The following is a 26,587-nucleotide window of genomic DNA, read 5'->3' on the forward strand; positions in this document are numbered from 1 at the left end:
GGAGGAAATCTGAATATCATGCGTGACATTCTATTAAGACAAGCCGATAAAGGGAAAAAGAAGAGCATTGCTCTTAACGAAGAAGAAAAAACGACGCGGGAGAAATACAAAAAAGCGTTAGTAAAAGAAGAGCTATCTGCTCACGGTTTCTCGGAGCTTGATTCCAGATTTCCGGAATATGTGAAAAGGCGAATACAGGAAGGCGATGATGCTAGCACCATAGCAGAGGCTCTAATACGCTTGGACTATTCTGCGTTGCCACAGGTGAAACAAGAACTTATACAATCGTTCGGAAGTGATAAGGGGAACATCAACCTGGATCGATATGCCAGCGTGATCTTACGCAAGTATGATTCTGGCACTTCTTTAGGAGAAATAGCCAGAGAAGTGCTAAAGGAGGAACAAAAGGCAAGCAGTATAGCCAGGATGCAGGCGCTCGCAAAAAAATATAATCCTTTGCGCATAAGACATTTGTCCCACCAAGCCAGCACAGGGTTCAACACAGAGGACCTATTACAGTATGGCGAAGGATTTAAGCTAGAGCAGTTTGAAACAAGAGTTTTAGGATTGGTTAATACCCAACCCGCGCCGGGATTAATGAATTTTGGGTTTTCCGAATGGCGACAACATATAGATAAAGAGCATATGGAAAAGCTTATTCATTTGCTTAGGGATGATTACGATCAGATATATCTATTTAAGCTGAACAAACTTGTCGATCTGACGCCGGAGCAAATCGCCAGCGCCTATGAAGCAATGGAACGTGATCGATTAAGTTCCTCACCAGCCCCTTTGGATCGAGAGCAGTCGAAGCAATCGCTACATGGACAGCTCGTTAGTTTGGGTCGATTAGCGAGAGGCTCAAGAATAGAAGATGTTGAAGAGGCGCTCGAGAGTACGATGCAAATGCTTACCAATATGGAAAAGTCTATCAAAATTGGGCAACAGCTCTTGGGGAAATTAACTTGGAGCGGCTCTGTGGACAAGGACAGTGAAACCGATCTAAAGCAATTGCTGCAAGAATCCAACCCACGGACAGAGCCTACGGTGATGAACTGCTGGGAGTGTATAGCCTATTTGTCATATAAAGCAGGTTTGTTATCGTGGAACCAACTCAAAGTGGTGGTGGGTAATCGAGAAAAAGGTCCCGATCAGGAGAGTTTTGGATTTCTTAATGGTGGGATGGATCTGGATTCGCGCCTGTTGAAATATCCAGATCTAATGGACAAATACGTACCAAAGGGAGCGGTTATCCGATGGGGCGACAATGACCACTTTGCGCTCTATGAGGGAAACGGTAAGGTTTTAGAGCTATGGAGTCGCACTGGAACGAATAAATTGTCCTCGGTGGAGATGAAGTACCACGTTGACACTACGGTCACACTGTCGGTGGGTATCCCAACGTTTGACACCTTAAGCTAATAATAACCGAATAATTCGGGTTTAAATCCTGTGAAAGTCTAAGACCAATCAAACCATTAAAAAAAAGATCCACCAGGATAAATTAAATGTCTATCAGGAGGTTTGTATGTTGAGTCGGATCAAACAAAAAGTTGAAGAGGGAGCAAGTAAAGCACTAAAGAAAAGAAGAGGAAAGAAGAAGGGAGAGATGGAACGGGCTACTAAACCCGTTGCTCCCGAAACTGAGGAAGTTGCGCAGGGGGTTGAAGAGGAAAGCCTTGATCAAGTTGAAATAGATGAACTTGCTGCGCCAGATTTAGGTGCTGGATCTTCATCGAAACCTACTTTTGATAGTTTTCAAGATAGGGGATCAAAACTAACCATAGTAAAGGGAAGAGAAAATGTTGATAAGCTTAAGAAGGCCCTAGAAAATTACAGAGTTGAAGCTGATCCAAATTTTGTATTTGAGAAAAATAGGTTTTCAAAAGATGTTTTTAAAATAAAATACTCTGGCCAGCAGCTTATAGATCAATACCCTGAAGTTGCTGATTTAATATTGCAGACACTGGACTTGAGCCGCGATCCTAAGTTTCCGAATCACAAGAGTGGCATCGCTTAATTTTTCGACGATTTATTTGGAGAAGATGATACCAAAAAGAGACGAAAAAAAATTGATACTGAACATAAAGCACTGCTGCAAGAAGGAGTCAAATTCTCAAACAATTTTAATTTTGAGCAAGAAAAGAACTTGAAGGACAAATGGGTACAAAATAACCCAGATCCAGAGAATAATACAATTGCGACAATACTTAAAAATGAAGAAGGCTTAATTATTGGTGAAGTGCATTCTGATGATGCTGCTAGAAAACAGGTAATTGAAAATCTCGACAATTTTGTTGGGATGGGAGTTAAGTCTGTCTATCTGGAGGCCATAAGGTCAGACTATCAGTCTATGGTTGATGATTATTTAAAACTAGACGGTGAACTCTCACCGGAACTTCAACGCTTTTTAATAAATAAAACAAAAAAGGATAATTACAGTTATTTAGATTTATTGAAGGCTATAAAAGCTAAAAATAATAAAGAACAAGCTGATATTCGGGTTATCGGTATCGACTCGCCTGCAGCATCCACAAGACCCTATTCTTCCGTAGCTGATCGAGAGAGGGCCAGGGAAGCCACTATGAATATATACGCAATGAAAGTAATTAAAGACAGTCAGAATAGTGGTAAATACATAGCTCTAGTGGGGAATGCACATCTGGAAACTCAGACAGATAAAACAGATAAAGAAGAAGATAAAAACACGTTAGGCTTCGACAAAGGAGTTCCCGGTCTTTCAGAAATGCTTTCAGTGCCTGCCGTCGCAATTAGGACAGAGGTAAAGATGAATTTTAATTTCGGCCAAAAAGGAGAATAAAATGGGAGGAGAAAGAGAGGTACTGAATGCGATCGCCTCTCTTGTTGGGTGTGTTAATAACGCACATACCAAATAGACAAGGCAGGCGATAGAGCAGATAAACAGAATAATCCTCCACGCTCACCAGATCAAATGATAATAAGCCAAGAAACGACTATATATGTCACTCCCTAGTAAAGTCAAAAAAATCCGCAAGAAGAAAAAAGACCCTGAGAAAGCAAAAGCGACTTCAAAAGCATCTTCAGATTCTTCCAACTCCCAATCCCAAGGAAAAATCAATCCGATCACCGGTATGACCACCGAGGCGGAGATTGAGAAATTGAGTGAGGCTCTTGCCGGTGCTTCTAACCTGTCCCAAGATGATGCAGCCTCTTTGTCTTGATGCAGTCGCTCATGGGGGAAACCACGGCAGTCGCTCATGGGGGGAACCACGGCAGTCGCTCATGGGGGAAACCCCCAAGACCGCGCTGCCTCCCCAAGACCGCGCTGCCTCCCCAAGACCGCGCTGCATCGCTTTTAAAGCAGGCGCAAGGTCTGAGAGACAAAAGGTCAAGTGGTCAACCCATCTCAAGGTCGGAACTAGCCTCTTTCAAAGACTCTACGGGGGATATGTTTAAGAAATTGGAGGATGTAAAAGGTTTCGATCAATTAAAAAATCCATTTACCATGACCGAGAGTGAGGTCAATCAACAAGTGGATCAACTCGCTCAGGCGATGGAGAAAGCGGTAAAAGTCCCTTCAGACAATACCAAAAAAATGCTCAAGGATACCTATGCTTTAATGGATCATTTAACCTATACCAAGCGTGACAGCGATTCTCCCGATAGTGGAACTAAAGATGACTCAGATACCAATACCTCTGACCCTGATTATCAAACCTTACTCAATAACTTCAAGGAGTCTTATAGCCAGCATTATGATGCCTTAGGGTCCAGCCAAGCCGGTAAACCGATTGGTGGTCATTTGTTTAATATGACCAAAGATGAACTGGATGCTGAGATAAAGGATATTAACAAAAAAATAGCAGACGCGAGAAAACTTCCACCAGAGCAAATTAGTTTGTTCGTGATGCCTATGCCTTAAGAGAAAAGCTATTTGAAGTTTCTAAATCCGCCGAAAATACTGCTAGCACCGATAGCTCTACTACAGAGGATAAAGAAGAGAATGCTACAGCGGAAGAGACGATATATCAAGCGGTTCAGGATAAAAATTCACCAGACGTACAAGTTTCGAAAAATGAGGTATATCGAGATATAGGGGAATTCAACCAAAAACACGCTGGCACGATGGAGGAGATAGTGCGGGCGTCACTCTTGTAGGGTGCGTTCGATTACAAAAGATAAAACTTGAAAATTATTGACCTCAGATAAAGAACGCACCATCCCATAAGGGACTCGGTGGATTACACTGTCGCCTTCTCCACCCTACTGGAGAGTGCGATCGCCAATAACCAATGAAATCCAAGAGCCAACTCATAAATATGGTTATAGGTTCAGGTTAAGGAGAAGGTTCAATTGGCACAAAATTAATTTCTACCTTATATCCAACCGCCTGAGCATAGTCTTCGATCGTCGAGAGCTTGGGAGAATAAGATGAATTAACATTCTCTAAACGGGAAATATTGCTCTTTTGTGTATTTATAATTTTTGCCAATTCTTCTTGAGTTAAACCGGCTTTTTTCCTTAGGTCAATAAGTTTCTTTCTAAGATCGTAAGCTACGGCAAGAGCTTGATACTCTTTTTTAACTTCACTATTTTCTAGAGCTTTTTCTTTAAACTTGGCAAAGGTTGGACGGGTCACTTTTTTATCTCCTTCATAGGTTTTTTGGCCAGCTCTAATTCTTTTTTTGGTGTTTTTTGCGACTTTTTAATAAAGGAATGCAGAATAATTACTTCTCTTCCTTTGATCATACAGTAAAGAGAGCGACCAATACCTTCTTTACCTTTTGACCTTATTTCAAAAAGTCCGCCACCCATTGAAGCTGTGTATGGTAACCCGAGCATCGGACCAAACTCTTCAATCATCTCAGCGATGTGTAGAAAATTAGCGAGGATGCCTGGTGGAAAGTTCAATGTTTCTTGTTCTACTTTCTCGTTGTAGAAAGTAATTTGCCAGTTCATAGTTACAGGTTATCATATTTGATAACTTTTGGGTGATGTCTTAAGATAATGTGCGTAGGCCATTCACCATATGATCGAGTTGCGAAAAATGAGGTTAATCGAGAAATAGGTGAATTTAACCAAAAACATGCTGGCACGATGGAAGAGATAGTGCGATCGTAGCTCTTGTAGGGTGGGTTATCAACAGCCGTTAGCACCAACCAACCACCAATCAAAGCGATCGCCTTCTGCAACTTCCAGCGGGTCGGCTGGGAAGTGTGGGAACTGTGGAACCCGCGCGGGAGGTGTAGTGCGATCGCGTTATATAGCAGTCGCCAGGGCAGTTAGGACATGACAAAAGTCTCAAACCTAAGTAAGCGATGCAGAGGTGCGACCCGTGGCGAATTTAATTCGCCAACGGAAAGCGCACCTAAGCGGTCTTGGGGGTTTCCCCCATGAGCGACTGCATCAAGAAGCGCAAGAGTTTGACTTCTGACTTCGTTCCTTCTGACTTCTGACTTCTGCTATACTAAGAGCATCCGTTAGGATCGGAAGGTAAATTAACCGACAATGCAGACCTTACCTTAAAGATGGCATCCTACTCCCTTAACTTGCCGCTTCAACTTCAGCCAAGTTGTAGAACAATGTGCTTTGCGTCAAGGCATTCCCCTCGACGACTTGATTTTATGGGCAGTGGCTGAAAAAGTTGCCGAAATCAAGCATCAATTCCATGACCCAAGCTTTCCCCACATTACTTATCGTCAAGGAGCCAGTGGTCACCCCGTCTCAGTCATTCGTGGGACAGGGATTCGAGTCCAGACAATTGCGATCGCCACCCACCAATGGGGAATGTCTCCCAACCAGCTGGCCGAGGAATATGGGTTAACTGAAACTCAAATTAACGACGCACTAGGGTTTTACACCGCACATCAAACCGAAATTGACAGCGCGATCGTAGCTGAACAAAAAAGCGAAGTAGCCAATGTCTAAACTTCGGCAACACCAAAGATGAAGGGGAATATATCTGGTTAATCACATCTGGTCAAAGCACGAAAAGGGAGAGAGAAATTTATGAACAATATTTCTATTGAAGAAATTGAACAAAAAATTGAAGCAGGAGAAGACGTTATAGACCGCTATTTTGACTCCACAACCACAAGAGTCGGAACACGCCGTCAGATGACTTCACGAAGAAGACAGGATATAGAAACCACAAGGAGTGGAAATTCCTAGCCCTATGCTCACCGAACTCGATAAAATGGCAAAAGAACTCAACATTAGAAGCGTAGCCCTTTGGGCTAATCTTGTAGCTTGTAGGGTGGGCACTTGTGCGATAATCTTTGATAAAATCCTAGATTTACAAACACAAGTGCCCACCATTATAGGCTTGAATTGGTAGCCTGCTCTTGTAGGTTGGGTTGAGGAAGGAAACCCAACATTTCCAACTAACATGGCCCTTTCTAAAATTCTGATTTGGGAAAGTGCGATCATTTGTTTGGGAGTGTTAAATTGAATATAATGAATAAATTAGCTTAGAGTAAACTAAGAGTTTGGCAAGAGAGTAAAAAATGATGCAAACCATTCAATTCCATCAAATTTTAGAAATGATTGACGCTCTTTCTTTAGATGAACAGAACGATTTAATTAATATTGTAAGACATAGACAAATTGAAAAAAGAAGAGAGGAAATCGCTGTTAATATAACTAAAGCTCACCAAGAATATCAACAAGGTAACGTTTTTCGGGGTACAGTTGATGATGTTATCGCCGAATTAAACAATGACTAATTTAATTGTAACATCATCATTTAAACGAGCTTTTAAGGCAATCATTAAACGTCAACCGAATTTAAAACCAAAAATTGAAGCCAAATTAAGATTACTGGCTGATAATCCTTATAATCCTATACTACGCACTCATAAACTCAAAGGTAAATTATCAGGTGCTTGAGCTTGTTCGGTTGAATATGATTGTCGTCTTATTTTCAACTTTGAACAAAATCAAGACACCTTAGAAGAAGAAATCATTTTAATTGATATTGGCACTCACGATGAAGTTTATTAGTGCGTACGCTCTTGTAGGGTAGGTTCGATTACACAAGATCTATCAAGAGATTTATTGACCTAATATCACAGAACGCACCATCCCTTACTGGGCTTCATTCATTTTTAATTTTTAATTTTTAACTTTGAATTAATCACTGAATCTTGCTAATAATTCCTCACGGGATAGCTGAGATAACTGTAAAATTAAAGCGGAAAATTCTTGATTAGATAAGGACAGCATTGGTTCAATAATACCTCTAAGTTGGTCATCAATAGAATTAAACCGAACTCTCAACAAGTTTTCGATAATCGCAGTGCGCTCCATCCTCAGACCCTGCTGCATACCTTGTTGTATACCTTGTTGTATGCCCTGCTCTATTCCTGACTGAGTAGCAGCTTCTAATTTTTCTAATAAAAGTGGTGATAACCGCATAATTAACTCCCTGTCTTGCTGTTCTAATTCTGTACTTACTTCCAAGTTACTACGCAGAGAAGATAACAACAATAAAGTATTTTCCCGAAATTGATTTGTTTCTGGCAGTGCTTCTAATTCATCAATGGCCTGTTGTTGGACCCTGCCTCTGCCTAACATTCTCAACCATAGTGTGTCTAAGGTCTTTGGTAATTTATGTATTACGACTAATCCAGTCCTTAGGAAAGAGGGTAACAAATAAATCCCCTCACCCCAATGGTCCGGATCACTCTTAGCACCAAAGCCTTCTAATATTTTAACAGATGCTGTCGGGGTCAAAATCCATAATTTTGGGTAATTCTCCTCATTGAGGCGAGTATTCTCTCGATTACCTTGACGAATAAAATCTGTGTGTACCTCTAATAATTTCAGGAGGCAAGTCCGAATTTCGTTAATAGTAACCGGATTTCTAAAGGGTTCAAACAAACAAGGCGTTGTAGCTAATTTCCCTAATAAGCCTAAGGCTTCTGGGTAATTTTGTGCTTGATTGGCCGGGGCAAAAAATACATCGACTTGTCGGATTTCGCTGCGGATTTCTAGGGGAGCCTGACATTCCCCAAATTGTGATAACAATTCTTCTAAATAATCTTTGGCAAATTGGTCGTGGATAAATCGGGTCATTAGATAAATAGTCTTGACATTTCAGTGACAACGCAGCGCCTTTTGGATTTGTAATTAAACCAACAGGGGCCGAATCTAAAACTATCACTTTGCTCATCTTAGGTTAAATCGAAACTCCTTTGATCGATTTAATGATTTCCCAAGTTTCTTTTTGGTCTTCTTCTTCGTCTAACTCATTCCACGATTTAAATAACTGCTTTAACTTTTATTGTTGCTGTTTTCGTTGAATTGGATCAGATTTTTCCAGCTGAACCATCGCTTTTTGCCAATGATCTACAGATTCTTTATTCGTCATTTGGCTTTGACGAAATAAACGAAGGATTTGTAATAATTGTGGAATCTGTTCGTCGGGTATTTTTTCAATTTCTAATAATATATCGTCACGCAACTCAGTAAGCGGACGTGTTAGCTCAGAACTCGAATGATTCATGATTTATCTCCTCAAGATCGAGAGTATTAATTTGTTCAGGCTTGACAATTTGTTGCACTTTTATATTATAGTGCGTACGCGATCTTGTCGGGTGGGTTGAGGAAATGCTAAAGTAACGCCCCCCACACTTTGCTAGAATGCAGCATATAAGCAAAGGTTGGGAGGGAAGTAGCTCGATGACAATTGTTCTTACCCTATGCTCAGAATTAGAAGCACTACTGCGTGAATATGCTGCTCGGCGAGGTCAAGATGTTAGCTTGGTTGCGTCCGAATTGCTGGCTAGTGTCTTAGAGTCGGAGGTGGAAGATTCACAGGAGGCTATCAAGGGCATTCAAAAAGGACTGAATGATTTCCAGGCAGGTCGATTTCGGTCTTTCCATGAGTTTGCCCAAGAGCAGCGTCGCCAGTATAACCTGCCAGTCGATTCATGAAAGCAAACCCGTGAGTGTTGAACTAGGCTGATGCCAATTAGCTCGTAATCTAACATCTGCACCGATTACTCTTTGTTGGGTCTTTCAACGATAGAATAGACAGCCAAAAAAATATCTAGATAAAAACAACAATGAAATCCATAAACGACTATAAAATTATTTTACGTCCCGATGACAATGGAACTTTTGTCGCCTATATTCCAGCCATTAAAGGATGTCATGCCTGGGGAGAAACTCCTGAAGCAGCCCTCTGTGAATTAAATCCTGTTTTTGAGATGATTCAAGAAGAATACCTCGAAGAAGGCAAAAATTTACCTGATGATGTCGAGGTAACTGTTTCTCATGCCAGCTAAAGCTAAAGCCTTAGAAAAAGTTGCTAAAAAATTAGGCTTTCAGAAAGTTCGTCAAAAAGGAAGTCAATCGCTTGACCGTAGGTCACGCTTTCGGCAAAGCCGACGCTCCGCGAACGCGAACGCTCCAATTCAAAATTATCAATTCAAAATTAAAAAATACCCTATCAATGAATTCGGTGGCTTGTATCCTTAGGTGCGCTTTCCGTTGGCGAATTAAATTCGCCACGGCTCGCACCTGTGGAAACAATTCAAAATTAGAAGGCGATTCATTTTGAATTTTGAATTTGGCATTTTGAATTCAAAAATGGTCAACCACTATTCCTGTTCATGGTAATGCTGAGATTGGAGGTTGGTTATTTCGAGAAATACTCAAGCAGTTAGGAATTAGTGATCAGGAATTTGATCAACTCAAATAAGTGCGATCGCCCGTAGATTTTATTGACAAAAAAAATCTGTAAATTTCTGTTATCTTTATGGTGTATACAACTATGACTATCTCAAAATGAAAGCAATTACGAGCAATCAAGCCAAACACCAATTAGATGAACTTATTGATCGGGTCATTCTTAGGGTGCTTTGTCCAAAGTCCAACATACCAATATTTGGGGGGAACTCGATCGCCTCTGAATTTCCCCAATCATTGAACGTTAGGGTCCCTGACCTCGATTAACTCATAAATTTCTGGAGGATGGGGCTGGCGCACCACGCAGCATCCCTTCTGTACTCAAATCCTCGTCTATGTCGCTCCAGTGGATGCCATAACCACCACCGCAAACTTCCCAATTTGAACGTTGATCGGGTGTGGCGTTAAGTAGCCTTGGGTACCAAACTAGAGGTACGGTAATTTTCCGGCCATCCATTAAATCAACACTAATGGTTTCTTCAGTAAAGTAGACATTCTTAACTCTCTCATCCGCTCGAATTGCCAAAATACCCATACCAAGCCTCTAATAGATTTTTCTGATTTTCCTGGACTATCCCTTGCAATTTCCGAAGTTCCTTAGCACTGAAACCAACATTGCTAGCTAGACTGACTGGTTCCAGCTAGAATTTAGCAGATGAAGCATCACGGTCAATATGGATGTGCGGCGGTTCATTCGGCTCATGACTATAAAAGTAGAAACGATTTGGACCGATCCGTAAAATTGTTGGCATAATGGAATAATTCTAACACTATGCTGGTTACCATGTCTTGAACTTTGGCTTGCAGCACGATCAAGTCGTCTGGTAGTGCGATCGCATAAGCGCGGAAGCTGAGGCCGTAGGCCACGCTTTGCGTTCGCGTAGCGTCGGCTTTGCCGAAACGCTTCATCGCGTAGCGTGGCCTACGGCCAATCGCTCTTGTAGGGTGGGTTCGATTACACAAGAGCTATCAAGTGCGTACGCTTTTGTAGGGTGCGTTCGATTACACAAGATCTATCAAGAGATTTATTGACAGAATATCACCGAACGCACCATCCTACCCAATAGATCTTGTAGCATTTTGATAAACTAGGGATTAAGCTGCTATTTCTACAAATCCGACTTTGGTTTGAGGTTGAGGAATTTTTTCTCCTTTTTCGACCAAAACTTCCAGATAAAGTGCGATCGCCTCTTTAACATTTTCTTGGACTTCTTCCAAAGTGTCACCAATACTAACACAACCGGGTAAATCTGGCACAATTGCCCCCCAGTTGGTATCGCCTTTTTCATAAATTACTGCATATTTTTTCATCGTTCATCTCCTAACTGTGCTTGTTTCCAAATTGCACCTAATGTTCCGATGGGTATATCATCACTTAGCTTACCTGGAACTACTACAATACCTGGCTTTTGAGAAGGAATTTGATCAACTCAAATAAGTGCGTTCGCTTTTAGCGGCTCCAAAGGAGCATCGCTCTTGTAAAGTGCGTTCGATTACACAAGATCTATCAAGACATTGTTACTATCGCTTTGGTAGAGCTAATCTAATAAAAACGACAGTGGACGACTCATATTCTGGGCAAAGCCAAGGAGTCCGCAATCCCGGTATTGGTAGAGTAATTTCCCCTGTGAATCGAATAAGAAGGTTCCCCCTCGCTGGGTCAGATAAGCCCCATTGGGCACATAAGTATTCCAGTGGCTTAAAACCTCTGTCATATTCCGCAGCCGCAGGGTTGCCAATTCAAAGGGTCTTTGAAAACCTTTGCCACCAGCCAGCCGGAAGAATGAGCCCTTGATAGGGGGAAGTGGTATACCTCGCACAACCTCCTCATCATCGAGCAACTGCGGAGCCTGGCTATCGCCCCAATAGCCTCGAAATACTTCAGCTAGAGTGCCAGGACTACCAATACCCGCACACATCAGCAGCAGATTAAAGTAGGCATTTAGGGTTATTGAGAGCCCTGGTAGCTTGAGGGATAGTCCTGGATAAAGATTAAGCTGGTGGTGCAGCTGTGCATTGGGACAGACAAACAGCCAATCCCCAGAAAACCCCGTATAGTTGCAGAATCGCTTACCAGAATCGCGATTGCCAATACCAACAGCTCGTATTACTATACCCTCGCCCTGTAACCTTTTTGCTTCCCGTTGCAGCCACCAAGCGTATTCGAGACTGTCGAAATCTCCAAGTTGGGGCCAGACAAGTACCAGCTGGCGGGTGGCTGACTCACAACCGCTCAGAAGTGGCAGGATGACTCCATCACTTACCCGCTGGCACTGGGTCTGATTTAAGATTGTGTAAGGATTCATTATAAACCGGTTGTTTTAAGGGGAATGTGGTATTAAAAGTAAAGCACGCTTCGACATTGGTTTGAGCTTTGCGAGTCACGCGTTCGCAAAGCGTGGCCGAAAGGCCTCAGCTTCCGCGCTTATGCGATTGACATGCAGGTCACGCTACGCGATCGCTTCTTCTATAATTTCTTGAATTGCTGCTAAATCAGGAGGCTGTTGGTGGCTCTCCATTCCCAGCCAAACCAGATACTCAATATTACCAGCAGGTCTACTCAAATTGCTGCCTCAATCAAAGGTATTTATCGGCCTCGATTGACATGCAGGTCACGCTACGCGATCGTAAATTCGGGACTTACTTCAAAGTACCATCGAGTTGAGCCTGGTACGATCGCCAATCAACTCAATGAGTAAGCGAACGGGCTTTGAATATAATGGACATTGGGTATCAAGAGAATAGATAGCTATCCAGCAGGGATAAGAGGTTTAATATGGTGTCAGCACCTACTGAAGAACCAGCAATCATTCGGACAGAGCGGGGATTAACAATCGCAGGTACACGCATCACTCTTTACGACCTGATGGATTACCTGAAGGTTCAGTATCCACAACAGTTGATCTCTGAAAAACTCGGTCTTAATCATGATCAGATTCGTTCAGCGCTAGCCTACATTGAAACTCATCATATTGAGTTTGAAGCGGAATACCAAGAATGTCTACAAACAGCAAAGGAAATTCGGCAATATTGGGAAGACCGAAATCGAGAACGATTTGCCAAGATTGCAGCAATGCCTCCGAAGCCAGGTCAGGAAGTCCTCCGTGCAAAACTCCAAGCATGGAAAGCGCGAATTGAAGCCTAGGCATAGCCATGAACTTTCTGATTGACTACAATTTAACTGGCGATGCTGTTCTATTTTGGGGAACACTCTCTGCTGAAGGATGGCTGGAACTGTTACCTATTCGCTTCTTTACATTTCAGGACTATTACAACCTATAATTTTGGTGATATTCTTCAGTTATACGTGCTGTTTTACTTAACCGGAAATAAGTGATTGATTAGTACAACAAAATTTGGTAATAAAGGAGAAGTTAACTCATCCTGTTCAAATAAGGTAGCAACTAGAGTTAATTTCCCCTTGTCTCGGCGATATACCTCTACTTGCTTACGAAAACGATCCACAATCCAATATTCTTTTACTCCTTGAATTGAATATAATTTGACTTTCACTTCGCGGTCGCGTTTTTCATTTTCTTTACCAAAAGAAATTACTTCCACCACTAATTCTGGTGCTGCGGTCAGATGTCCGGCTTCATCTTCTATTTGAGCTAATCTTTCTTGGCTTACCCACACTACATCAGGAATCACATTATCGGCATCTGAAAAGATGATTCCGGGAGTAATAATGGTTTCCCCATTATCTGTTGATTCTGACCAATTATTCAAATAACTAAAAATTCTGCCACAAATTTGTTGATGTCGTCGGTGAGGCGTACGAGTCACAAATAATTCTCCTTCGATTATTTCGTATATTGTCCCTTCAGAGTGAGGCAATAGTTCTAAATCATCGATTATCCAACTGACTCGATCAATCGTTTCAGTCATACCAATTATCCTGAGTTAATCTATCTTAATTTTATCAATTTCAGCTTTAATAATGAGACCATTCATTGCCTATAGACCTGTTACAAAAGCGTTTTGATACCAGGGAATCTGCGGGATTCAGACCACTTTTGCAAAACGTCTAATCAGGGCATCTTCATTCAGGACTGGATGTTGTTACGTGCTTTCTGCTTAATATCTGCAAAAGTGCTGGGGGAGAATTCACCCCGTTCAGCCGCTTCTATTCTCGGCTTGAGAAAGGCAGACAGTTGAGCGAGGGCTTCTTCCGAGCTTAGTTCTGGGTTGATGGGCACATCAGGCAGACAGCGTTCAAGCACATATTCCTTAATAGTTTTGCCGCTCAGGGCTGCAATCGCTTTGAGCTTCTGATGCTGTTCTGGGGTGATCTCAATCGAAAGCCTAGGCATGGGAAATCCCTATGTTGTTCAACAACAAGAACATCTTAGGAAAATAAAAACATTTGTACAATAACAACTTTTGTTGCTTATCCGCGTCCCCGCGTTTCCCCTCTCCCCATTGATGCTTAAGAAAACATCACCTTACCTAACTAAATCCCTTCCATATCACTCATAAGACGCGATGGTATATCCATTTTATGGGCATACAGGACTTCCACCAGGATGGTTGCGTTATCTTCTAAGCGAAACAGCACCGCATGGGGAAAACCTTGCAAGCGCCATTTTCTGAATTGATAGACTTGCAGATCCTCGTATCCTTCACCGGCATCGTAGAGAGAGCAGGCATAGGGATTGTTTTTGATGAAATCCAAGGCTTGCTCTACGGCGGCGATGAATCGTTCGGCCACATCTACTCCAGCACGGTTTTTGTAATTCTGTGCATAGTCCCGCCACTGTCGCATAAACAGGGCACTTTTTTGCATGGAGAATGTCATCGTGCTATTTAACTGAGGCTATGGCGAATGGTTTCGGCATCATCCTCTGTCAGAGGGGTATAACTGTTCTCATGGAGAGACTGCCGCAATAAGCTGTTTATGGCGTATCGTTCAGCCGCAGCAGTTTTTTCCATATGTTTGCGAATGAGATCCCGAACAAATTCACTGGGGGTTTCGTATAGCCCGTTTTCTCCTGTCATCTCGGCGACAAATTGCGCTAGCGGTTCCGGCAATGTAGCGTTGATGCGTTTGGGGGGCTGATTGTTCACAGACGGCATAGCACGCTCCTTGACAGCAAGTGTTTATAAAAACTCTAACATTACATCAGCTAAAGGGCAATATTTCGCATATATTGCCCTTTAGCTGTCACCAGTCACACAGTCACTGCCTACTCCCTAAAACAATGAAGCTCCCAGGCTTCCCTCAAGGTAATCCCGGTAAGTGTGGTTATCGACACTAAGAGCCTAACACTACTAATCTCAGCTCATCCCCCTAGTTAGCAAAGCCTATCCAGAGAGATTCACCTTTTGAGTTTTATTAATGGGTACAATTGCTCTGATACTGATCTGATGGTGGTCTTGAGACGATTACATATAGATTGTTAGAGGAATGCGTTCGCGTAGCGTGACCTGCATGTCAATCGCTTTTAGCGGAAGCTGAGGCCTTTCGGCCACGCTTTGCGAACGCTTCATCGCATAGACTTTTGCTCAAAAGTCAGCTGTGAACCTACGGCTGATAGCCCACTGAAAAGTGGAAACCATTCTCTTGTAGTGAATTTCCCCGGTTGTTGACCTCAATCAACGGGATACCATAGTCTAAGCGCAAATCTAAACCAGAGATAATCTGCGATCGCAAACCTACTCCCAAGCTAGCAATGGTGGCGGGGTCAGGGTCAGGATCTAGATTATTCCAAGCTGTACCGATTTCAAAAAAAGGGGCTAGTTGTAGTTTGCTAGGGTCTGAGGTGAGAGGGATGCGGACTTGTACCGAACCCAGGATACCGTTATCAGCAACCAGTTGGTTTTGTCGATAGCCTTTGATAGTATCCACGCCACCGATACTGAAGCGTTCTAGGGAGAGCAAAGAATCTGGGGTTAACTGAGCATTAATTTGTGTGATCAGCGTTGTTCTCGGTGACAACTGTTGTACCAATTGGAATTGTCCCAACCAGCTAAAGAATCGCCCGTCAGTCCCAGTGTTGTTGATAGTTGCATCAAAGGCACCCAACCCAAAACTAAACTGAGAGCGAGCAGCTAATATCCGACTAGGGCTACTACGGTCTATCCAATCTTGAGAAAATCGCAATACCGTTACCTTGGATTCGCCGTCTTCTGGACCAACTGAGAAAGAAAAAGGTTCCCCAAGTAAGAAGGTTTGACTGCGACGCAAGTCTAGGGCTAAACTCAGAGCAAATTCAGTTTCTGGGGAGCGGAATATCGGTTGGCGAAAACTGACAGAAAAGGTGCGAGTTTCGCTTTCGATATCAAACTCCTCAAATTCATCTTCGATAATGCCGCTGTCGCTGTTGTTGTAGCGTACAGTAAGGGTGCCATTGTAGGGATTGACGGGGATAGAATAGTTGATATCGTAGAGGTCTAACCCTTCGGTAAAGCTGTATTGAGTGCTGAAGCGATCGCCAAAACCCAAAAGATTATCATGGGCAACAAACAGCCTGGTTTGTAGTGAACCAATGCTGGGAGATTGGTTGTTGGCCGTAGAAATACCAGCGTGAAAGGCAGACGCTTCTTTGAGTTTGACTTGCAAAATATTGCTACCAGAGCCGCTTCCTGCAGTTAATTCGGCATCCACTTGATTGAGTAAAGGGTCAAGTTGCAGCAGTTTCAGGGCTTCTTCTAAGCGGCTTCGGTTTAATGGTGGGTTAGTGGCCAGTTCAAGGCGACTGCGCACATATCCTTCCCGCAGACGGTTTAATCCCTCCAGTTCAATCCGTTCTAAGTCACCCTCAACCACCTGGATTTTCACAACACCTTTGCTAAAGTCTTGGACGGGCAAAAATGCGCCAGAAGTGATGTAACCATTTTTAATGTAGAGCTCAGTAATGGCAGAACGCAGTTGAAGCAACTCTTCAAACCTTACTTCACGGTTCTCATATGGGTTTTTTTTATCTGCAATTTCTTTTTGCAAAACGGTATTGCCCAACACCTCCACTTCTGTGACGAAGAATGGCACACTGGATGGAATTGTAACTTCAGGGAGTTGGGGAGAGGAAGGAATTTCCAGACTTGGATCCGGTGGTGATGCTGGAGATTCTTCACGAACAGGAGGAGGTAAATCGGATGGCTTGGGAATAGTTTCCTCAATCCTCTCAGGGGTTTCGGTGGGAAGGTTCACTCCTGGGGGTGGAGTAGACTGAGCAACTGCCCCCATAGTTAGGCTCACGATGGGAATAATGCTAGAGCCTGAAATTACAACAATCGATTTCAGTGTATGATACATAGTTTCAGCCTTGTTCGCATTGCTGAATCTTCGGATGAATAGGAGTGGGGTGGGCATGCTGCTTGCTCGGGAATGAAATAGGCAAGATGCCTGCTCGCAAATGAAACAGGCAAGATGCCTGCTCGGGAATGAAATAGGCAAGATGCCTGCCTGGTCGGAAATGAAACAGGCAAGATGCCTGTTCTACTAAGAGGCTCATGCCACAGCCAGATGCCCATGCCACAAAACTATTAAAATCATCCCGCATTTATGCAACGCCACAGAAAAAGCGATCGCAGATCCATAAACAAAAGTACTAGTTGGTAATTCTCCATATTCCCGACTCCCTCGGTGCGCTTTCCAATGGGCGAGTAAATCGCCCTTGGGTCGCACCGCTCCCGACTCCCGATTTTGTGGTCTACTCAAATGAAAACTGCTGTCAAGCTACTCTTGTTCCATAGATAAAACAAAAACACTTCCCTGAGTAATTTGGACAACTCTCACAACTTCGGAGTTGTCTTGAGGAACGAATGTTGATATTAAAATACCAGCTGTACCACCAATACGTTGAGAATCACTACTGCAATCTTGACCAAAGATATCAAATACGCTGTCTACTAAACAACCGATTGCCATCCCTTGTATTCCAGAAGTACGAGTACGTTTCTTGGCTTGCTGATCACTATTATTGACTGTGATTTCACTAGCGGGAATTACTGGACTCTCCGCTCGCAATGGTAACAATTTACCTTCTACAACAATTGATTCAACTAATATCTTAGCTCCGCTAGCTGAGGGAACTAACTTAGCGGGCACTATCGAATTAGCTGGAATAGCGATTTTGCCAGAATTATCTTTGATTGGCTGGGCTAAAACTAGATTCAGTAATAAACTTTGGTTTTCCTTAATTAGAAAATCAACATGATTAGGAAAAGCAACCACAACAGCGGAGTTTTTGGGAATAACAACAGCAGGCTCCGGAGTTGATTGATTCTGATCACTACTCTCGATTTTATCGGTAGTTGATTGATTCTGATAACTACCCTCGATTTTATAATCTTCCTCAGCTAAGGCATTTGTATAATTACCTAAAATAGAAATAACTAGAGCTGTACCTAAGATTAATTTGCGCTTCATGACACTTTCCAAAAAAACGAAAATACTTGGGAATCTGTTCAATAACGGTCTCAGACAAATATCTTGCCCCTAAGGTAGAGGCTTGCGTTTACCCTAGGGGTGTTTCGAGACTACGGATTCATCAACATGTAGAAAAAATTATTCTGTAGTTGACGTTCTAGTTCTAGACGATTCATACTCTCTTTAGCATCAATCGCATGATGTTGAACATCAGCATTGAGTTGTGTTGCTTCTATATACGCAGCACCTTTAACGAATGCTTCACAGTTTAATCCAGCTACTACGTTGGTAACACTTGAGAGATCGTGATGATAACGCTGTCCATATTGCTGATGATTCCGACCACTTTGGACTTGATTTGTAGCTTGACTATTGCGACGATTTGTTTCTTTTTTACCATTAGCATTACCTCGAATTCCAAAAATACTGACACCACCTCCACCTCCAGCAGCGCGGTTATAGAAGCTGTTAGATTCTTGAGAGTATTCCCGATTAAACTGATGGGATAGACTGCTAGTACTCTCAGTAGAAACAATATTATTTTGCCGATTAGCAGCTACAATATCGTTGCAATAGGTGCGTGGATTATCAGCTAAAGCATCATGGTTAATCCAAGACCTGTAGGGTTCAGCATAGGCAGGTATAACAGAAGTAATGATAATGGTGGCTGTGATCAGAGAAGAAAATAATCCAAACCGCATTTGTTTCTCCTTAAGTTGAAATAATCAGTCTGTTGCTGATGAAGATATAGTGGTTTTCAATTAGTGCGTAGGGTGTGTTAGGGGCGGACTTGCCCTTATTTTTAGCCTCGTAGCCAGGGTTGGGATAGTCCGCCCCGTAACGCACCACCAAAAGGCTGGCTCTGATTTTCCACCTCTTTCCCAGTGTTGGGACAGCCCGTCCGAAAACTGTAACAGGCAAGATGCCTGTTACACTCACCGGGTCAAACAGTAAAAATGAGATGCACCCTCTCGGTTAGAGTTTTGATTAGGAGTGTCTTAAAACAAAGACGGATCGTAAGACTGGTCAAAAATACCGTCATTATTACTATCGCGCCAATTTTCTGGGGAGAAAGACGGATCGTAGGACTGGTCAAAAATACCGTCATTATTACTATCGCGCCAATTTTCTGGGGAGAAAGACGGATCGTAGGACTGGTCAAAAATACCGTCATTATTACTATCGCGCCAATTTTCTGGATAATTCTGTGCTGAAGCCGAACTAATTAGACTTGTTACCAACACTGTACTAATAGCGGCAATAGTCATGATCGGTTTTGACTTCTCTATCATGAAAATCATCTGGTTTATCCTTCACATTCTAGGTATTTAATGAATTCTATAGAACCCCAATATCTAGCCAAACTTAAGGCTTAGATATTGGTCGTTAGTTGTTCAAAAAAAACAAATTAATTAGAGATAATTTGTTCAGCAACTCCCTTAGCTTGTTGCTTAATTTCAAGAATAAAGTTAAGGCTGATATAATTCATTAACCATATCTACCAATGTGATCGCTTGGATATACAAGACTCATGGCAGGATTTGGTCAGTGGAATTGCTGAAAACTACATACTGCTAATTAAACCGTTTACCCTGTTGGGTGGTGCGTTACGGGACGGACTATCCCAACACTGGCTACTGAGAAAATCAGGGCAAGCCCGTCCCTAACGCACCCTACGCACTCAAACCTTTTGCCCAAAATCCCTAACCCCCAGCCTCAAGAACATTCCCGCCCCATCACTAGGCGTCCATTGGGCAGTTGATACACCCCCGTTGCTTCAACAATTGGGTCACCCTTTTGCCAAGGACGAGAGGCACTCTCACTGGGTACCGTGCGTACCTCTCCAGTGGGATAACGTGAAACGGAAGCATCCCCAGGGCGGGTGGGTAAGTTACCACCACCGGTAATGATGAATTGTCCCTCTTGTTCACTGGTTCGGACAATGCAGCTATTGGCTAGCAGATTGTCGGTGTCAATCAGATTGTCCGGTAACTCTGTCAGGCTGTTTTCGATAAAATCGAGGTTGGGTAAACCCTGAATAACCCCATCGGTAGCACCACTGGCATTGATATCGACTCGGTTATTATTATCTAAAGTGGCTGGATCAGTGCCTTTTGGTGCTGGACGGAAGGCAAAGCCGAAGAAGATGGGGGTTTTGAAGGTAATATCACCTCCTCGGCCATCACGGGCAAAGGCCAGGATGTCACTGTCAGCGAAGGCAATGAGCGAGTCAGTGGTGATGGTGATATTGCCCCCGTTGTCAGCACCGCTGAAGACACTGGTGGTGATGTCACTATCACCACGTAGCCTAATATCTTTGGCTATGATTTTGATCTCACCTCCGGCAGATTGAGTAGTAGAAGTAATGATATTGCCGTCAGTGGCGCTGAAAAGTTCTAAAGCCTCAATGGTGATGTTACCTGCATTACCTTGTCCTAGAGCCTGAGCAGATATCTCGGCTTCATCGCTCAAGTCGAGGTTGGTCGTGCTTAAGTTTATATTTCCACCAGTGCCAGTGCCTTGAGTTTTTGCAAACATCCCGCTGGCAGAACCTGCATTGACAACACTGGCTACAACCTTAGGAGTATCAAGGGAAACCTGGAGATTGTAAGCCTGTGAATCACTAATCCCAACACTTCCAGATTGGGTAACTTGGATGAAGTAGGTACCGGGCAAAGTAATGACGTGCCTGAGATAGGAGTCATTATTACCCTGACTACCAAAGGCACCAAGGGAAGCCGGAGCATCCTGATTAGATGCCAGTAAGTTGCCTTCACTGTCAAAGAGGCGGACTACTGTGTCTAAATTTGGGGAATTACCGAATGTATCGATATCGATAATTGCCCGAGTCCCTGCTGTTCCAACTTCAAAGGAATAGTAGTCAGATGTAGCTGGCTCAGAACCTGTACCCCATACTGATACATAGGGAATTCTGGTGGAAAACTCGACTAAAGGGTTGGCAGCATCGGGACTATTAATTGAGAAGGAACTATCAAGTTCTTGGGCTTGAGTGATTGAGTTATTTGGCTCAGCTTCAAACAGAATTGTGGGGCGACTAACATCAATATCATTCCTAAGCAAGGGAGTAGGGTTAACTCGTTGAGCAAAGTTAGGATCACTGCCAGTGATAGTAACCTTATCACTGGCAGTGACTATAATATTACCTGCTTTTCCGCTGCTAAAAGTACTGGTGAGGAACTGTCCTCCGTTCCTAAACTCCAGCGTACTGACAAGCACGGTAATATCACCACCATCAAAGGTGCTAAAAGTCTGAGCACTAAAAACCGCCCCATTTGATACCAGCAGGTGATCCGCATTAAGTTCGATATTCCCACCCTGGCCACTATTGGCTGCTTCGGAGGAAGTAAATATCCCACTCAAGAATCCATCTGAACCCACTCCAGAGACAGTTACAGAATCTAAAACATTAATCGAAATGTTGCCTGAGTTTCCCGTGTCATTAGTCAAGTCTCCTGTTCCAAGAGTTAGGGCTTGCAATTGGGAGCCATCTGTTATCAAAAGAGAATAGGCATTGATAGCAACATTACCTCCGTTACCTACTGCTCCAAAGTCCACAGCCGTGCTAATGTTGCTGCTGTTTTTTAGCCAAACATTACCTCCAGCTTCGAGAGTTACACTGCCTGCATTCCCTTCTCCAGCAGTAATGCTAAAAACGGCACTACTGATTAGCGAGACAAAGTCCTCCGCCTTGATCGAGACCTTGCCCGCATTTCCCTGACCAAAGGTAGCAGTATCGATGGTGAAATCAGACAGAGAAACTGACCCTCCCTCAATGCGGATGTCACCTCCCTGACCAATTGCTCCAGGTTCCAAAGAGGTGGTAATACGGCTACTATCAAGGGAAACAGAACCAGGAGTTGTGAGGATAACACTGCCACCATTTCCGTTTCCAGATGATCTGGTAGTCAAATCTGTGTTGATTATGGAAACCGATTGCCCCTCAATTTTAATTTTGCCGCCACTGCCATTGCCAAAACCATTGCTGTTAATTAGACCATCTTTCAAGGATACTTCCCCTGTTCGGCTGGTAAGAGTAATGTTACCTCCAGGCCCACTACCAGAAGCGTCGATCAGGGGAGAGAGAATGAGATCGCGATAAGCATCAAGAGTAACGTTGCCACGATTCCCCTCTCCTATTAAAGAGTTGCCAAAACCACCAAAATCAAAAGAGCCACCGGAAGAGATGCTCCCTGTAGTAATTGACTCTGCTGTGCTAGTCAGGTTAATATTTCCACCATTGCCAACTAGAGAGCCAAAAGACCTAGAGTTTAGATCGCCTGTGGTAATGTTGTCTCTGGCTTCTAGGGTAATCTCTCCTCCATCTCCTGCATTACCGTTATTAGAGCCAGCCTCAGATTTAAGATTTCCTGTCGTGATAGTTCCATGAAAAGCTGCTAGAGCAATGATGCCCCCATCACCCGCATCTCCCTCGACAGAAACAGTTCCAGCATCAAAATTTCCAGTAGTAATACTGCCAGCAGCAGTTTCCAAAGAAATCGCTCCCCCATTCCCAGAATTACCACCAGCCGCTGAAATTGACTCCGAATCAAGATCTTCAATGCGAATGTCACCTAATGCAGTGAGATTAATTCTACCACCATTGCCTGTATTGCCATTACCAGAGCCAGATTCAGAACTAAGATTCTTGGTGGTGATGGTACCAGTGATTGCATTTAAAGAAATCTGACCCCCATCACCGGCATCGCCATTACCAGCAAAAGAGTCGGAACTAAAATTCCCTGTAGTGACGGTATTAGCAGCGTTTAGGAAAATCGCTCCTCCATCACTGGCATTACTATCATTAGAAAAAGATTGGGAACTAAAATTCTCGGCAAAGATACTGCCAGCAGCAGTTTCCAAAGAAATCGCTCCCCCATTCCCAGCATCACCACCAGCCACTGAAATTGACTCCGAATCAAGATCTTCAATGCGAATGTCACCTAATGCAGTGAGATTAATTCTACCACCATTGCCTGTATTGCCATTACCAGAGCCAGATTCAGAACTAACATTCTCTGTGGTGATGGTACCAGTGATTGCATTTAAAGAAATCTGACCCCCATCACCGGCATCGCCATTACCAGCAAAAGAGTTGGAATTAAAATTCTCGGCAAATATACTGCCAGCAGCAGTTTCCAAAGAAATCGCTCCCCCATTCCCAGAATCACCACCAGCCACTGAAATTGACTCCGAATCAAGGTCTTCTGTAACGTGAATGTCACCTAATGCCCTGAGATTAATCCTACCGCCATTGCCTGCATTACCATTATCCGAAGCTGATTGAGAGTTAAGATTATCTGTGGTGATGGTACCAGTGATTGCGTTTAAATAAATCTGACCTCCATCACCTGCATTGCCATTACCAGCGAAAGAGTTGGAATTAAAATTCTCGGCAAATATACTGCCAGCAGCAGTTTCCAAAGAAATCGTTCCCCCATTCCCAGCATCACCACCAGCCACTGAAATTGACTCCGAATCAAGATCTTCAATGCGAATGTCACCTAATGCAGTGAGATTAATTCTACCACCATTGCCTGTATTGCCATTACCAGAGCCAGATTCAGAACTAACATTCTCTGTGGTGATGGTACCAGTGATTGCATTTAAAGAAATCTGACCCCCATCACCGGCATCGCCATTACCAGCAAAAGAGTCGGAACTAAAATTCCCTGTAGTGACGGTATTAGCAGCGTTTAGGAAAATCGCTCCTCCATCACTGGCATTACTATCATTAGAAAAAGATTGGGAACTAAAATTCTCGGCAAAGATACTGCCAGCAGCAGTTTCCAAAGAAATCGCTCCCCCATTCCCAGCATCACCACCAGCCGCTGAAATTGACTGCGAATCAAGGTCTTCTGTAATGTGAATGTCCCCTAATGCCCTGAGATTAATCCCGCCGCCATTGCCTGCATTACCATTATCGGAAAGTGATTGAGAGTTAAGATTATCTGTGGTGATGGTACCAGTGATTGCATTTAAATAAATCTGACCTCCATCGCCTGCATTACCATCATTAGAAAAAGAGTTGGAACTAAAATTCTCGGCAAAGATACTGCCAGCAGCAGTTTCCAAAGAAATCGCTCCCCCATTCCCAGAATCACCACCAGCCACTGAAGAGGAATCAATACTTCCTGTAATAATAATGTTACCACCCGCTTCCAGGGTAATCATTCCTCCATCTCTGGTATCACCGTTAACTACAAGAGATTTGGAATCAACACTACCTATAGTTATGTTACTGCCCGCCTCCAGAATAATCGTGCCTCCGTCCCCAGTATTGCCGTTAACAGAGACAGAGTCCGATTCAATACTCCCCGTGGTTATGTTACCGCCCGCCTCCAGAGAAATCACGCCCCCATCCCCAGAATTGTTGTTAACAGAAGTCGAGCCTGATTTAATACTCTCTGTAGTAATGTTGCCACCCGCTTTCAGGGAAATATTACCTCCATCTCCGGCATCATCATCTAAAGCTAAAAAGAAAGAGTTAACATTCTCTGTGGTGATGTTACCGACGGCATAGAGCGTAATTAGTCCACCAACACCACCAGTACCTATCAACGAAAAGGAAGAGCTTAAATCACCATTAAGTTCAATATCACCACGGGAGTCAATTGTGACTGCACCACCTTCTGATACTTCTCCTAGTCCAACTAATCCGGGGTCAGTAATTATTCCTCCAACTTGAATATCTCCACCTAGTAATGCGTTATTTGGTTGGTACTGATTCGTTAAAAAAACAGTTCCACTCTCCTCTTCATTGAAGATATCCCAGGCCATAATAGAACCAACAGTGATGTCTGCTCTTGTCCCAGGGTTGCCAGTATTAGGAGGCATGGGAAAAAAAATACCCGTGCCTGTAATTCCAGGTGGATCAAACGCTGTAGTTCCAGCTCTAATATCTACAGTTGGCTGAGTGCTGCCATCAATGGCAATTACAGTTACCCCATCAGACAGGGTGACATCTTCCTGAATTGAGTTAGCTGCTGTGTCTGTGTCCCTGATCAAAACAACGCCCGGAATTGTTACACTGCCACCTGCAAAAATGTGCAATGAGGCTCCTATGTAAACGTCGAAACTGACATCACCCCTAGCGCGAATAATTGGGTCATTGGGGCTATACAAATCCCCCAAACTTCCATCCAACTGCTCAATCCGAAAACTGCCCCCACTCCAATAGTGAGCATCACCCCCAACTTGAGAAGGACTTTGCAACACCATATCCCCGCCAGAAAACAGCCCACTATCGGGATGATTCAGGGCAAAAATATCAACCGCTTCATTCCCCTGCACCAAAAACTGCCCTCTCGCTGCTGCAATAAAAGGTGCGATCGCGCTATCCCTTATCCGCACCGTATCCTGAGCTTCCAGGGTTAAATCCCTTCCTGCATATAGCTGACCCTGCAAATCAAGATTGCCAGCCGAGAGCGTTAAGTCTTTACCCACTGACAAATTACCAGCATTAGCGATCGCACCAGCTTGATTCGTCCCATATTGCAATCCCAAAGGCACACTCACCGTTAACAACGAGGAATTGTCGGGATTGGCACTAAAGGATGACCCATCCCCAAAGGTGATCGAATTCGCTGTACTCGCCACAAAGGAACCCTGAATATCCAGTTGAGCATTGGCTCCAAAGATAATCCCATGGGGATTCAGTAAAAATAGATTAGCAGCACCATCGACTCCCAAGGTCCCCAAAATACTTGAGGGATTAGTGCCAGTCACCCGTGAGATAATATTATCAATTCCTGCTGGATTAGCAAAATAAACCCGTTGTAACTCCTCAACATTAAAATCAGTAAAACTGTGGAACAGATTTGCCCCTCGTTCTGCTCCACCTTCTATCAAATCCGCTAGCCCTCCCCTAACCTCAGCATCAGGCGTAACCCGAGAACTTTCAGCCCCTAAAGTCGTATCTGGTGTAACCTCAGCCAAGGCTTGATGTTTATCAAAGGGAAAAAACACACCAATCGTTAAGCAACTGGCTACCTTCAATAAGCCACAGTAACGACCCCAAGATTGAGCGTTGCTTAATAATGGAATGATTTTAAGAGTGAGGTGGAATGGGCATCTTGGTGGAACTGGCATCTTGCCAGTTTCAATATATTTTCGGGCGGGCAGGATGCCCACTCTACTTCTATTCATTACTTGATTCAGCAACCCCCAAGATTGATTAACCATGGAATTATTCTCCTTGCTCCCGTTTTTACTTTTTTGCTCCCTCAGAAGGAATTATAAGGTATTCGGTTAACCTATCAGGTTAACTATTCCTACAAACTTGATTGCCAATATAAGCAAGGGTACTTGCGCAATTGTGCAATTATTATTGTCAGCAGGTATAGCGTCTGTATCTAGGTTGTTAACACAGGTATTGCATGAAAAGGCTTGCATACAAGAGGGAAAAGGCAAGAGGGGCAAGAGATCCTCAGTTTTATTTCCAATAAAAGACCATACAGGTTTACATCTCAAATACAGCTGATGCAGTTGCAGTACAAATTACTGTAATATCATGTCAGGATA

At 43.4% G+C, this 26,587-nt stretch carries 32 protein-coding genes and 5 pseudogenes; 15 read left to right on the forward strand and 22 right to left on the reverse strand.

Annotated features, from left to right (window positions below):
• Positions 1–18 precede the first annotated feature (18 nt).
• The 5 genes from F6K63_RS23525 (at position 19) to F6K63_RS23545 (ending at position 3,904) form a co-directional block, all read left to right on the forward strand.
• Positions 19–1,422 (forward strand): hypothetical protein, encoded by a 1,404-nt coding sequence (locus F6K63_RS23525; RefSeq protein WP_287254034.1) that lies wholly within the window; start codon positions 19–21, stop codon positions 1,420–1,422.
• Positions 1,423–1,528: 106 nt separating this feature from the next.
• On the forward strand, positions 1,529–2,020 hold the full coding sequence (locus F6K63_RS23530) for a hypothetical protein (RefSeq protein WP_287313241.1): 492 nt from the start codon (positions 1,529–1,531) through the stop codon (positions 2,018–2,020).
• Positions 2,021–2,149: 129 nt separating this feature from the next.
• Positions 2,150–2,821, forward strand: a complete 672-nt coding sequence (locus tag F6K63_RS23535) for a TraB/GumN family protein (RefSeq protein ID WP_287256214.1) — start codon at positions 2,150–2,152, stop codon at positions 2,819–2,821.
• A gap of 160 nt (positions 2,822–2,981) precedes the next feature.
• A complete protein-coding gene (locus tag F6K63_RS23540; RefSeq protein ID WP_287313242.1) occupies positions 2,982–3,203 on the forward strand; it encodes a hypothetical protein in 222 nt (73 codons plus the stop codon).
• Between the two features lie 11 nt (positions 3,204–3,214).
• Positions 3,215–3,904, forward strand: coding sequence for a hypothetical protein (locus F6K63_RS23545; protein ID WP_287313243.1), 690 nt, complete (start codon positions 3,215–3,217; stop codon positions 3,902–3,904).
• 414 nt (positions 3,905–4,318) lie between these two features.
• Here the strand turns inward: F6K63_RS23545 and F6K63_RS23550 are convergent, their stop codons facing one another.
• Entirely contained in the window at positions 4,319–4,621 is a 303-nt protein-coding gene (locus F6K63_RS23550; RefSeq protein ID WP_287313244.1) for a helix-turn-helix transcriptional regulator, read from the reverse strand.
• A complete protein-coding gene (locus tag F6K63_RS23555; protein WP_287313245.1) occupies positions 4,618–4,941 on the reverse strand; it encodes a type II toxin-antitoxin system RelE/ParE family toxin in 324 nt (107 codons plus the stop codon). The genes F6K63_RS23550 and F6K63_RS23555 overlap by 4 nt, the downstream gene beginning before the upstream one ends.
• A gap of 630 nt (positions 4,942–5,571) precedes the next feature.
• On the opposite strand from F6K63_RS23555, the gene F6K63_RS23560 reads away from it, so the two are divergent.
• From F6K63_RS23560 to F6K63_RS37965, 4 genes and pseudogenes are all read left to right on the forward strand, one after another.
• A complete protein-coding gene (locus F6K63_RS23560) occupies positions 5,572–5,910 on the forward strand; it encodes a DUF433 domain-containing protein (protein ID WP_229419919.1) in 339 nt (112 codons plus the stop codon).
• 81 nt (positions 5,911–5,991) lie between these two features.
• On the forward strand, positions 5,992–6,153 hold the full coding sequence (locus tag F6K63_RS23565; protein WP_229419918.1) for a hypothetical protein: 162 nt from the start codon (positions 5,992–5,994) through the stop codon (positions 6,151–6,153).
• A gap of 335 nt (positions 6,154–6,488) precedes the next feature.
• Positions 6,489–6,707 (forward strand): hypothetical protein, encoded by a 219-nt coding sequence (locus F6K63_RS23570; protein ID WP_271969202.1) that lies wholly within the window; start codon positions 6,489–6,491, stop codon positions 6,705–6,707.
• Positions 6,700–6,984: pseudogene (locus tag F6K63_RS37965) on the forward strand (type II toxin-antitoxin system RelE/ParE family toxin). The gene F6K63_RS23570 and the pseudogene F6K63_RS37965 overlap by 8 nt, the downstream one beginning before the upstream one ends.
• 129 nt (positions 6,985–7,113) lie before the next feature.
• On the opposite strand, the gene F6K63_RS23580 reads toward F6K63_RS37965, so the two are convergent.
• Together F6K63_RS23580 and F6K63_RS23585 are read right to left on the reverse strand one after the other, a co-directional pair.
• Positions 7,114–8,058: a flagellar assembly protein H gene (locus F6K63_RS23580; RefSeq protein ID WP_287313246.1), complete on the reverse strand. Its 945-nt coding sequence runs from the start codon at positions 8,056–8,058 to the stop codon at positions 7,114–7,116.
• Positions 8,059–8,263: 205 nt separating this feature from the next.
• Positions 8,264–8,488 (reverse strand): hypothetical protein, encoded by a 225-nt coding sequence (locus F6K63_RS23585; RefSeq protein WP_287313247.1) that lies wholly within the window; start codon positions 8,486–8,488, stop codon positions 8,264–8,266.
• 176 nt (positions 8,489–8,664) lie between these two features.
• Between F6K63_RS23585 and F6K63_RS23590 the strand changes: the two genes are divergently transcribed.
• Together F6K63_RS23590 and F6K63_RS23595 are read left to right on the forward strand one after the other, a co-directional pair.
• On the forward strand, positions 8,665–8,919 hold the full coding sequence (locus tag F6K63_RS23590; protein ID WP_071107614.1) for a hypothetical protein: 255 nt from the start codon (positions 8,665–8,667) through the stop codon (positions 8,917–8,919).
• A gap of 131 nt (positions 8,920–9,050) precedes the next feature.
• Entirely contained in the window at positions 9,051–9,272 is a 222-nt protein-coding gene (locus tag F6K63_RS23595) for a type II toxin-antitoxin system HicB family antitoxin (RefSeq protein ID WP_287255575.1), read from the forward strand.
• A gap of 82 nt (positions 9,273–9,354) precedes the next feature.
• Here F6K63_RS23595 and F6K63_RS23600 read toward each other — a convergent pair whose 3' ends face one another.
• The gene (locus F6K63_RS23600; RefSeq protein WP_287313248.1) at positions 9,355–9,498 is read right to left on the reverse strand and encodes a hypothetical protein; all 144 of its coding nucleotides are present in this window, start codon (positions 9,496–9,498) and stop codon (positions 9,355–9,357) included.
• Between the two features lie 82 nt (positions 9,499–9,580).
• Between F6K63_RS23600 and F6K63_RS37970 the strand changes: the two are divergent.
• A pseudogene (locus tag F6K63_RS37970) lies at positions 9,581–9,688 on the forward strand (type II toxin-antitoxin system HicA family toxin); the annotation flags it as partial.
• Between the two features lie 255 nt (positions 9,689–9,943).
• Here F6K63_RS37970 and F6K63_RS23605 read toward each other — a convergent pair.
• From F6K63_RS23605 to F6K63_RS23625, 6 genes and pseudogenes are all read right to left on the reverse strand, one after another.
• Positions 9,944–10,210 carry a DUF2442 domain-containing protein gene (locus F6K63_RS23605; RefSeq protein ID WP_008189761.1) on the reverse strand — a complete coding sequence of 89 codons (267 nt, stop codon included), beginning with the start codon at positions 10,208–10,210 and terminating at the stop codon, positions 9,944–9,946.
• A pseudogene (locus F6K63_RS23610) lies at positions 10,182–10,427 on the reverse strand (DUF4160 domain-containing protein). Before F6K63_RS23610 ends, F6K63_RS23605 begins: the two are co-directional and overlap by 29 nt.
• Positions 10,381–10,638 (reverse strand): hypothetical protein, encoded by a 258-nt coding sequence (locus F6K63_RS23615; RefSeq protein WP_137985248.1) that lies wholly within the window; start codon positions 10,636–10,638, stop codon positions 10,381–10,383. Before F6K63_RS23615 ends, F6K63_RS23610 begins: the two are co-directional and overlap by 47 nt.
• A 132-nt stretch (positions 10,639–10,770) precedes the next feature.
• On the reverse strand, positions 10,771–10,986 hold the full coding sequence (locus F6K63_RS23620; protein ID WP_071102570.1) for a type II toxin-antitoxin system HicB family antitoxin: 216 nt from the start codon (positions 10,984–10,986) through the stop codon (positions 10,771–10,773).
• Positions 10,983–11,084, reverse strand: a pseudogene (locus F6K63_RS37390) (type II toxin-antitoxin system HicA family toxin); the annotation flags it as partial. The pseudogene F6K63_RS37390 and the gene F6K63_RS23620, both read right to left, overlap by 4 nt.
• A 129-nt stretch (positions 11,085–11,213) precedes the next feature.
• The gene (locus F6K63_RS23625; RefSeq protein ID WP_287313249.1) at positions 11,214–11,981 is read right to left on the reverse strand and encodes a peroxiredoxin-like family protein; all 768 of its coding nucleotides are present in this window, start codon (positions 11,979–11,981) and stop codon (positions 11,214–11,216) included.
• A 470-nt stretch (positions 11,982–12,451) separates the two neighbouring features.
• Here F6K63_RS23625 and F6K63_RS23630 point away from each other — a divergent pair, with 470 nt between their 5' ends.
• Both F6K63_RS23630 and F6K63_RS23635 read left to right on the forward strand, forming a co-directional pair.
• On the forward strand, positions 12,452–12,820 hold the full coding sequence (locus tag F6K63_RS23630; RefSeq protein ID WP_287313250.1) for a DUF433 domain-containing protein: 369 nt from the start codon (positions 12,452–12,454) through the stop codon (positions 12,818–12,820).
• 8 nt (positions 12,821–12,828) lie between these two features.
• Positions 12,829–12,942: pseudogene (locus tag F6K63_RS23635) on the forward strand (ACP S-malonyltransferase); the annotation flags it as partial.
• A 48-nt stretch (positions 12,943–12,990) separates the two neighbouring features.
• Here F6K63_RS23635 and F6K63_RS23640 read toward each other — a convergent pair.
• The 10 genes from F6K63_RS23640 to F6K63_RS23685 form a co-directional block, all read right to left on the reverse strand.
• Positions 12,991–13,563, reverse strand: a complete 573-nt coding sequence (locus tag F6K63_RS23640; protein ID WP_287313251.1) for a Uma2 family endonuclease — start codon at positions 13,561–13,563, stop codon at positions 12,991–12,993.
• Between the two features lie 158 nt (positions 13,564–13,721).
• Positions 13,722–13,988 carry a type II TA system antitoxin, ParD family gene (locus F6K63_RS23645; RefSeq protein ID WP_287313252.1) on the reverse strand — a complete coding sequence of 89 codons (267 nt, stop codon included), beginning with the start codon at positions 13,986–13,988 and terminating at the stop codon, positions 13,722–13,724.
• Positions 13,989–14,128: 140 nt separating this feature from the next.
• Complete coding sequence (locus F6K63_RS23650; protein ID WP_287313253.1) at positions 14,129–14,473, reverse strand: type II toxin-antitoxin system RelE/ParE family toxin; 345 nt, start codon at positions 14,471–14,473, stop codon at positions 14,129–14,131.
• An 8-nt stretch (positions 14,474–14,481) separates the two neighbouring features.
• Positions 14,482–14,742: a ribbon-helix-helix domain-containing protein gene (locus F6K63_RS23655; RefSeq protein ID WP_287313254.1), complete on the reverse strand. Its 261-nt coding sequence runs from the start codon at positions 14,740–14,742 to the stop codon at positions 14,482–14,484.
• Between the two features lie 457 nt (positions 14,743–15,199).
• Positions 15,200–16,930: a ShlB/FhaC/HecB family hemolysin secretion/activation protein gene (locus tag F6K63_RS23660; protein ID WP_287313255.1), complete on the reverse strand. Its 1,731-nt coding sequence runs from the start codon at positions 16,928–16,930 to the stop codon at positions 15,200–15,202.
• A gap of 4 nt (positions 16,931–16,934) precedes the next feature.
• Positions 16,935–17,153 (reverse strand): hypothetical protein, encoded by a 219-nt coding sequence (locus tag F6K63_RS23665; protein WP_287313256.1) that lies wholly within the window; start codon positions 17,151–17,153, stop codon positions 16,935–16,937.
• Positions 17,126–17,335 carry a hypothetical protein gene (locus F6K63_RS23670; RefSeq protein ID WP_287313257.1) on the reverse strand — a complete coding sequence of 70 codons (210 nt, stop codon included), beginning with the start codon at positions 17,333–17,335 and terminating at the stop codon, positions 17,126–17,128. The genes F6K63_RS23665 and F6K63_RS23670 overlap by 28 nt, the downstream gene beginning before the upstream one ends.
• 18 nt (positions 17,336–17,353) lie before the next feature.
• Positions 17,354–18,046 (reverse strand): hypothetical protein, encoded by a 693-nt coding sequence (locus F6K63_RS23675; protein ID WP_287313258.1) that lies wholly within the window; start codon positions 18,044–18,046, stop codon positions 17,354–17,356.
• A gap of 110 nt (positions 18,047–18,156) precedes the next feature.
• Entirely contained in the window at positions 18,157–18,747 is a 591-nt protein-coding gene (locus tag F6K63_RS23680) for a hypothetical protein (RefSeq protein ID WP_287313259.1), read from the reverse strand.
• Between the two features lie 297 nt (positions 18,748–19,044).
• Positions 19,045–19,314, reverse strand: coding sequence for a hypothetical protein (locus tag F6K63_RS23685; RefSeq protein WP_287313260.1), 270 nt, complete (start codon positions 19,312–19,314; stop codon positions 19,045–19,047).
• Positions 19,315–19,560: 246 nt separating this feature from the next.
• Here F6K63_RS23685 and F6K63_RS23690 point away from each other — a divergent pair, with 246 nt between their 5' ends.
• The gene (locus F6K63_RS23690; RefSeq protein WP_287255941.1) at positions 19,561–19,713 is read left to right on the forward strand and encodes a hypothetical protein; all 153 of its coding nucleotides are present in this window, start codon (positions 19,561–19,563) and stop codon (positions 19,711–19,713) included.
• A 49-nt stretch (positions 19,714–19,762) separates the two neighbouring features.
• On the opposite strand, the gene F6K63_RS23695 is transcribed toward F6K63_RS23690, so the two are convergent.
• On the reverse strand, positions 19,763–26,248 hold the full coding sequence (locus F6K63_RS23695; protein ID WP_287313261.1) for a two-partner secretion domain-containing protein: 6,486 nt from the start codon (positions 26,246–26,248) through the stop codon (positions 19,763–19,765).
• Positions 26,249–26,587 lie beyond the last annotated feature (339 nt).

Origin of the sequence: Moorena sp. SIO1G6 (genome assembly GCF_010672795.1) — a bacterium.
In the GTDB taxonomy this organism is placed as follows: domain Bacteria; phylum Cyanobacteriota; class Cyanobacteriia; order Cyanobacteriales; family Coleofasciculaceae; genus Moorena; species Moorena producens.

Coding starts and splice junctions, on each gene's coding strand:
- F6K63_RS23525 (WP_287254034.1), top strand. CDS start 19: ATGCGTGACATTCTATTAAGACAAGCCGATAAAGGGAAAAAGAAGAGC.
- F6K63_RS23530 (WP_287313241.1), top strand. CDS start 1,529: ATGTTGAGTCGGATCAAACAAAAAGTTGAAGAGGGAGCAAGTAAAGCA.
- F6K63_RS23540 (WP_287313242.1), top strand. CDS start 2,982: ATGTCACTCCCTAGTAAAGTCAAAAAAATCCGCAAGAAGAAAAAAGAC.
- F6K63_RS23545 (WP_287313243.1), top strand. CDS start 3,215: ATGGGGGAAACCACGGCAGTCGCTCATGGGGGGAACCACGGCAGTCGC.
- F6K63_RS23555 (WP_287313245.1), bottom strand. CDS start 4,941: ATGAACTGGCAAATTACTTTCTACAACGAGAAAGTAGAACAAGAAACA.
- F6K63_RS23565 (WP_229419918.1), top strand. CDS start 5,992: ATGAACAATATTTCTATTGAAGAAATTGAACAAAAAATTGAAGCAGGA.
- F6K63_RS23570 (WP_271969202.1), top strand. CDS start 6,489: ATGATGCAAACCATTCAATTCCATCAAATTTTAGAAATGATTGACGCT.
- F6K63_RS23580 (WP_287313246.1), bottom strand. CDS start 8,058: ATGACCCGATTTATCCACGACCAATTTGCCAAAGATTATTTAGAAGAA.
- F6K63_RS23585 (WP_287313247.1), bottom strand. CDS start 8,488: ATGAATCATTCGAGTTCTGAGCTAACACGTCCGCTTACTGAGTTGCGT.
- F6K63_RS23590 (WP_071107614.1), top strand. CDS start 8,665: ATGACAATTGTTCTTACCCTATGCTCAGAATTAGAAGCACTACTGCGT.
- F6K63_RS23595 (WP_287255575.1), top strand. CDS start 9,051: ATGAAATCCATAAACGACTATAAAATTATTTTACGTCCCGATGACAAT.
- F6K63_RS23605 (WP_008189761.1), bottom strand. CDS start 10,210: ATGGGTATTTTGGCAATTCGAGCGGATGAGAGAGTTAAGAATGTCTAC.
- F6K63_RS23620 (WP_071102570.1), bottom strand. CDS start 10,986: ATGAAAAAATATGCAGTAATTTATGAAAAAGGCGATACCAACTGGGGG.
- F6K63_RS23625 (WP_287313249.1), bottom strand. CDS start 11,981: ATGAATCCTTACACAATCTTAAATCAGACCCAGTGCCAGCGGGTAAGT.
- F6K63_RS23630 (WP_287313250.1), top strand. CDS start 12,452: ATGGTGTCAGCACCTACTGAAGAACCAGCAATCATTCGGACAGAGCGG.
- F6K63_RS23640 (WP_287313251.1), bottom strand. CDS start 13,563: ATGACTGAAACGATTGATCGAGTCAGTTGGATAATCGATGATTTAGAA.
- F6K63_RS23645 (WP_287313252.1), bottom strand. CDS start 13,988: ATGCCTAGGCTTTCGATTGAGATCACCCCAGAACAGCATCAGAAGCTC.
- F6K63_RS23650 (WP_287313253.1), bottom strand. CDS start 14,473: ATGACATTCTCCATGCAAAAAAGTGCCCTGTTTATGCGACAGTGGCGG.
- F6K63_RS23660 (WP_287313255.1), bottom strand. CDS start 16,930: ATGTATCATACACTGAAATCGATTGTTGTAATTTCAGGCTCTAGCATT.
- F6K63_RS23675 (WP_287313258.1), bottom strand. CDS start 18,046: ATGAAGCGCAAATTAATCTTAGGTACAGCTCTAGTTATTTCTATTTTA.
- F6K63_RS23680 (WP_287313259.1), bottom strand. CDS start 18,747: ATGCGGTTTGGATTATTTTCTTCTCTGATCACAGCCACCATTATCATT.
- F6K63_RS23685 (WP_287313260.1), bottom strand. CDS start 19,314: ATGACTATTGCCGCTATTAGTACAGTGTTGGTAACAAGTCTAATTAGT.
- F6K63_RS23695 (WP_287313261.1), bottom strand. CDS start 26,248: ATGGTTAATCAATCTTGGGGGTTGCTGAATCAAGTAATGAATAGAAGT.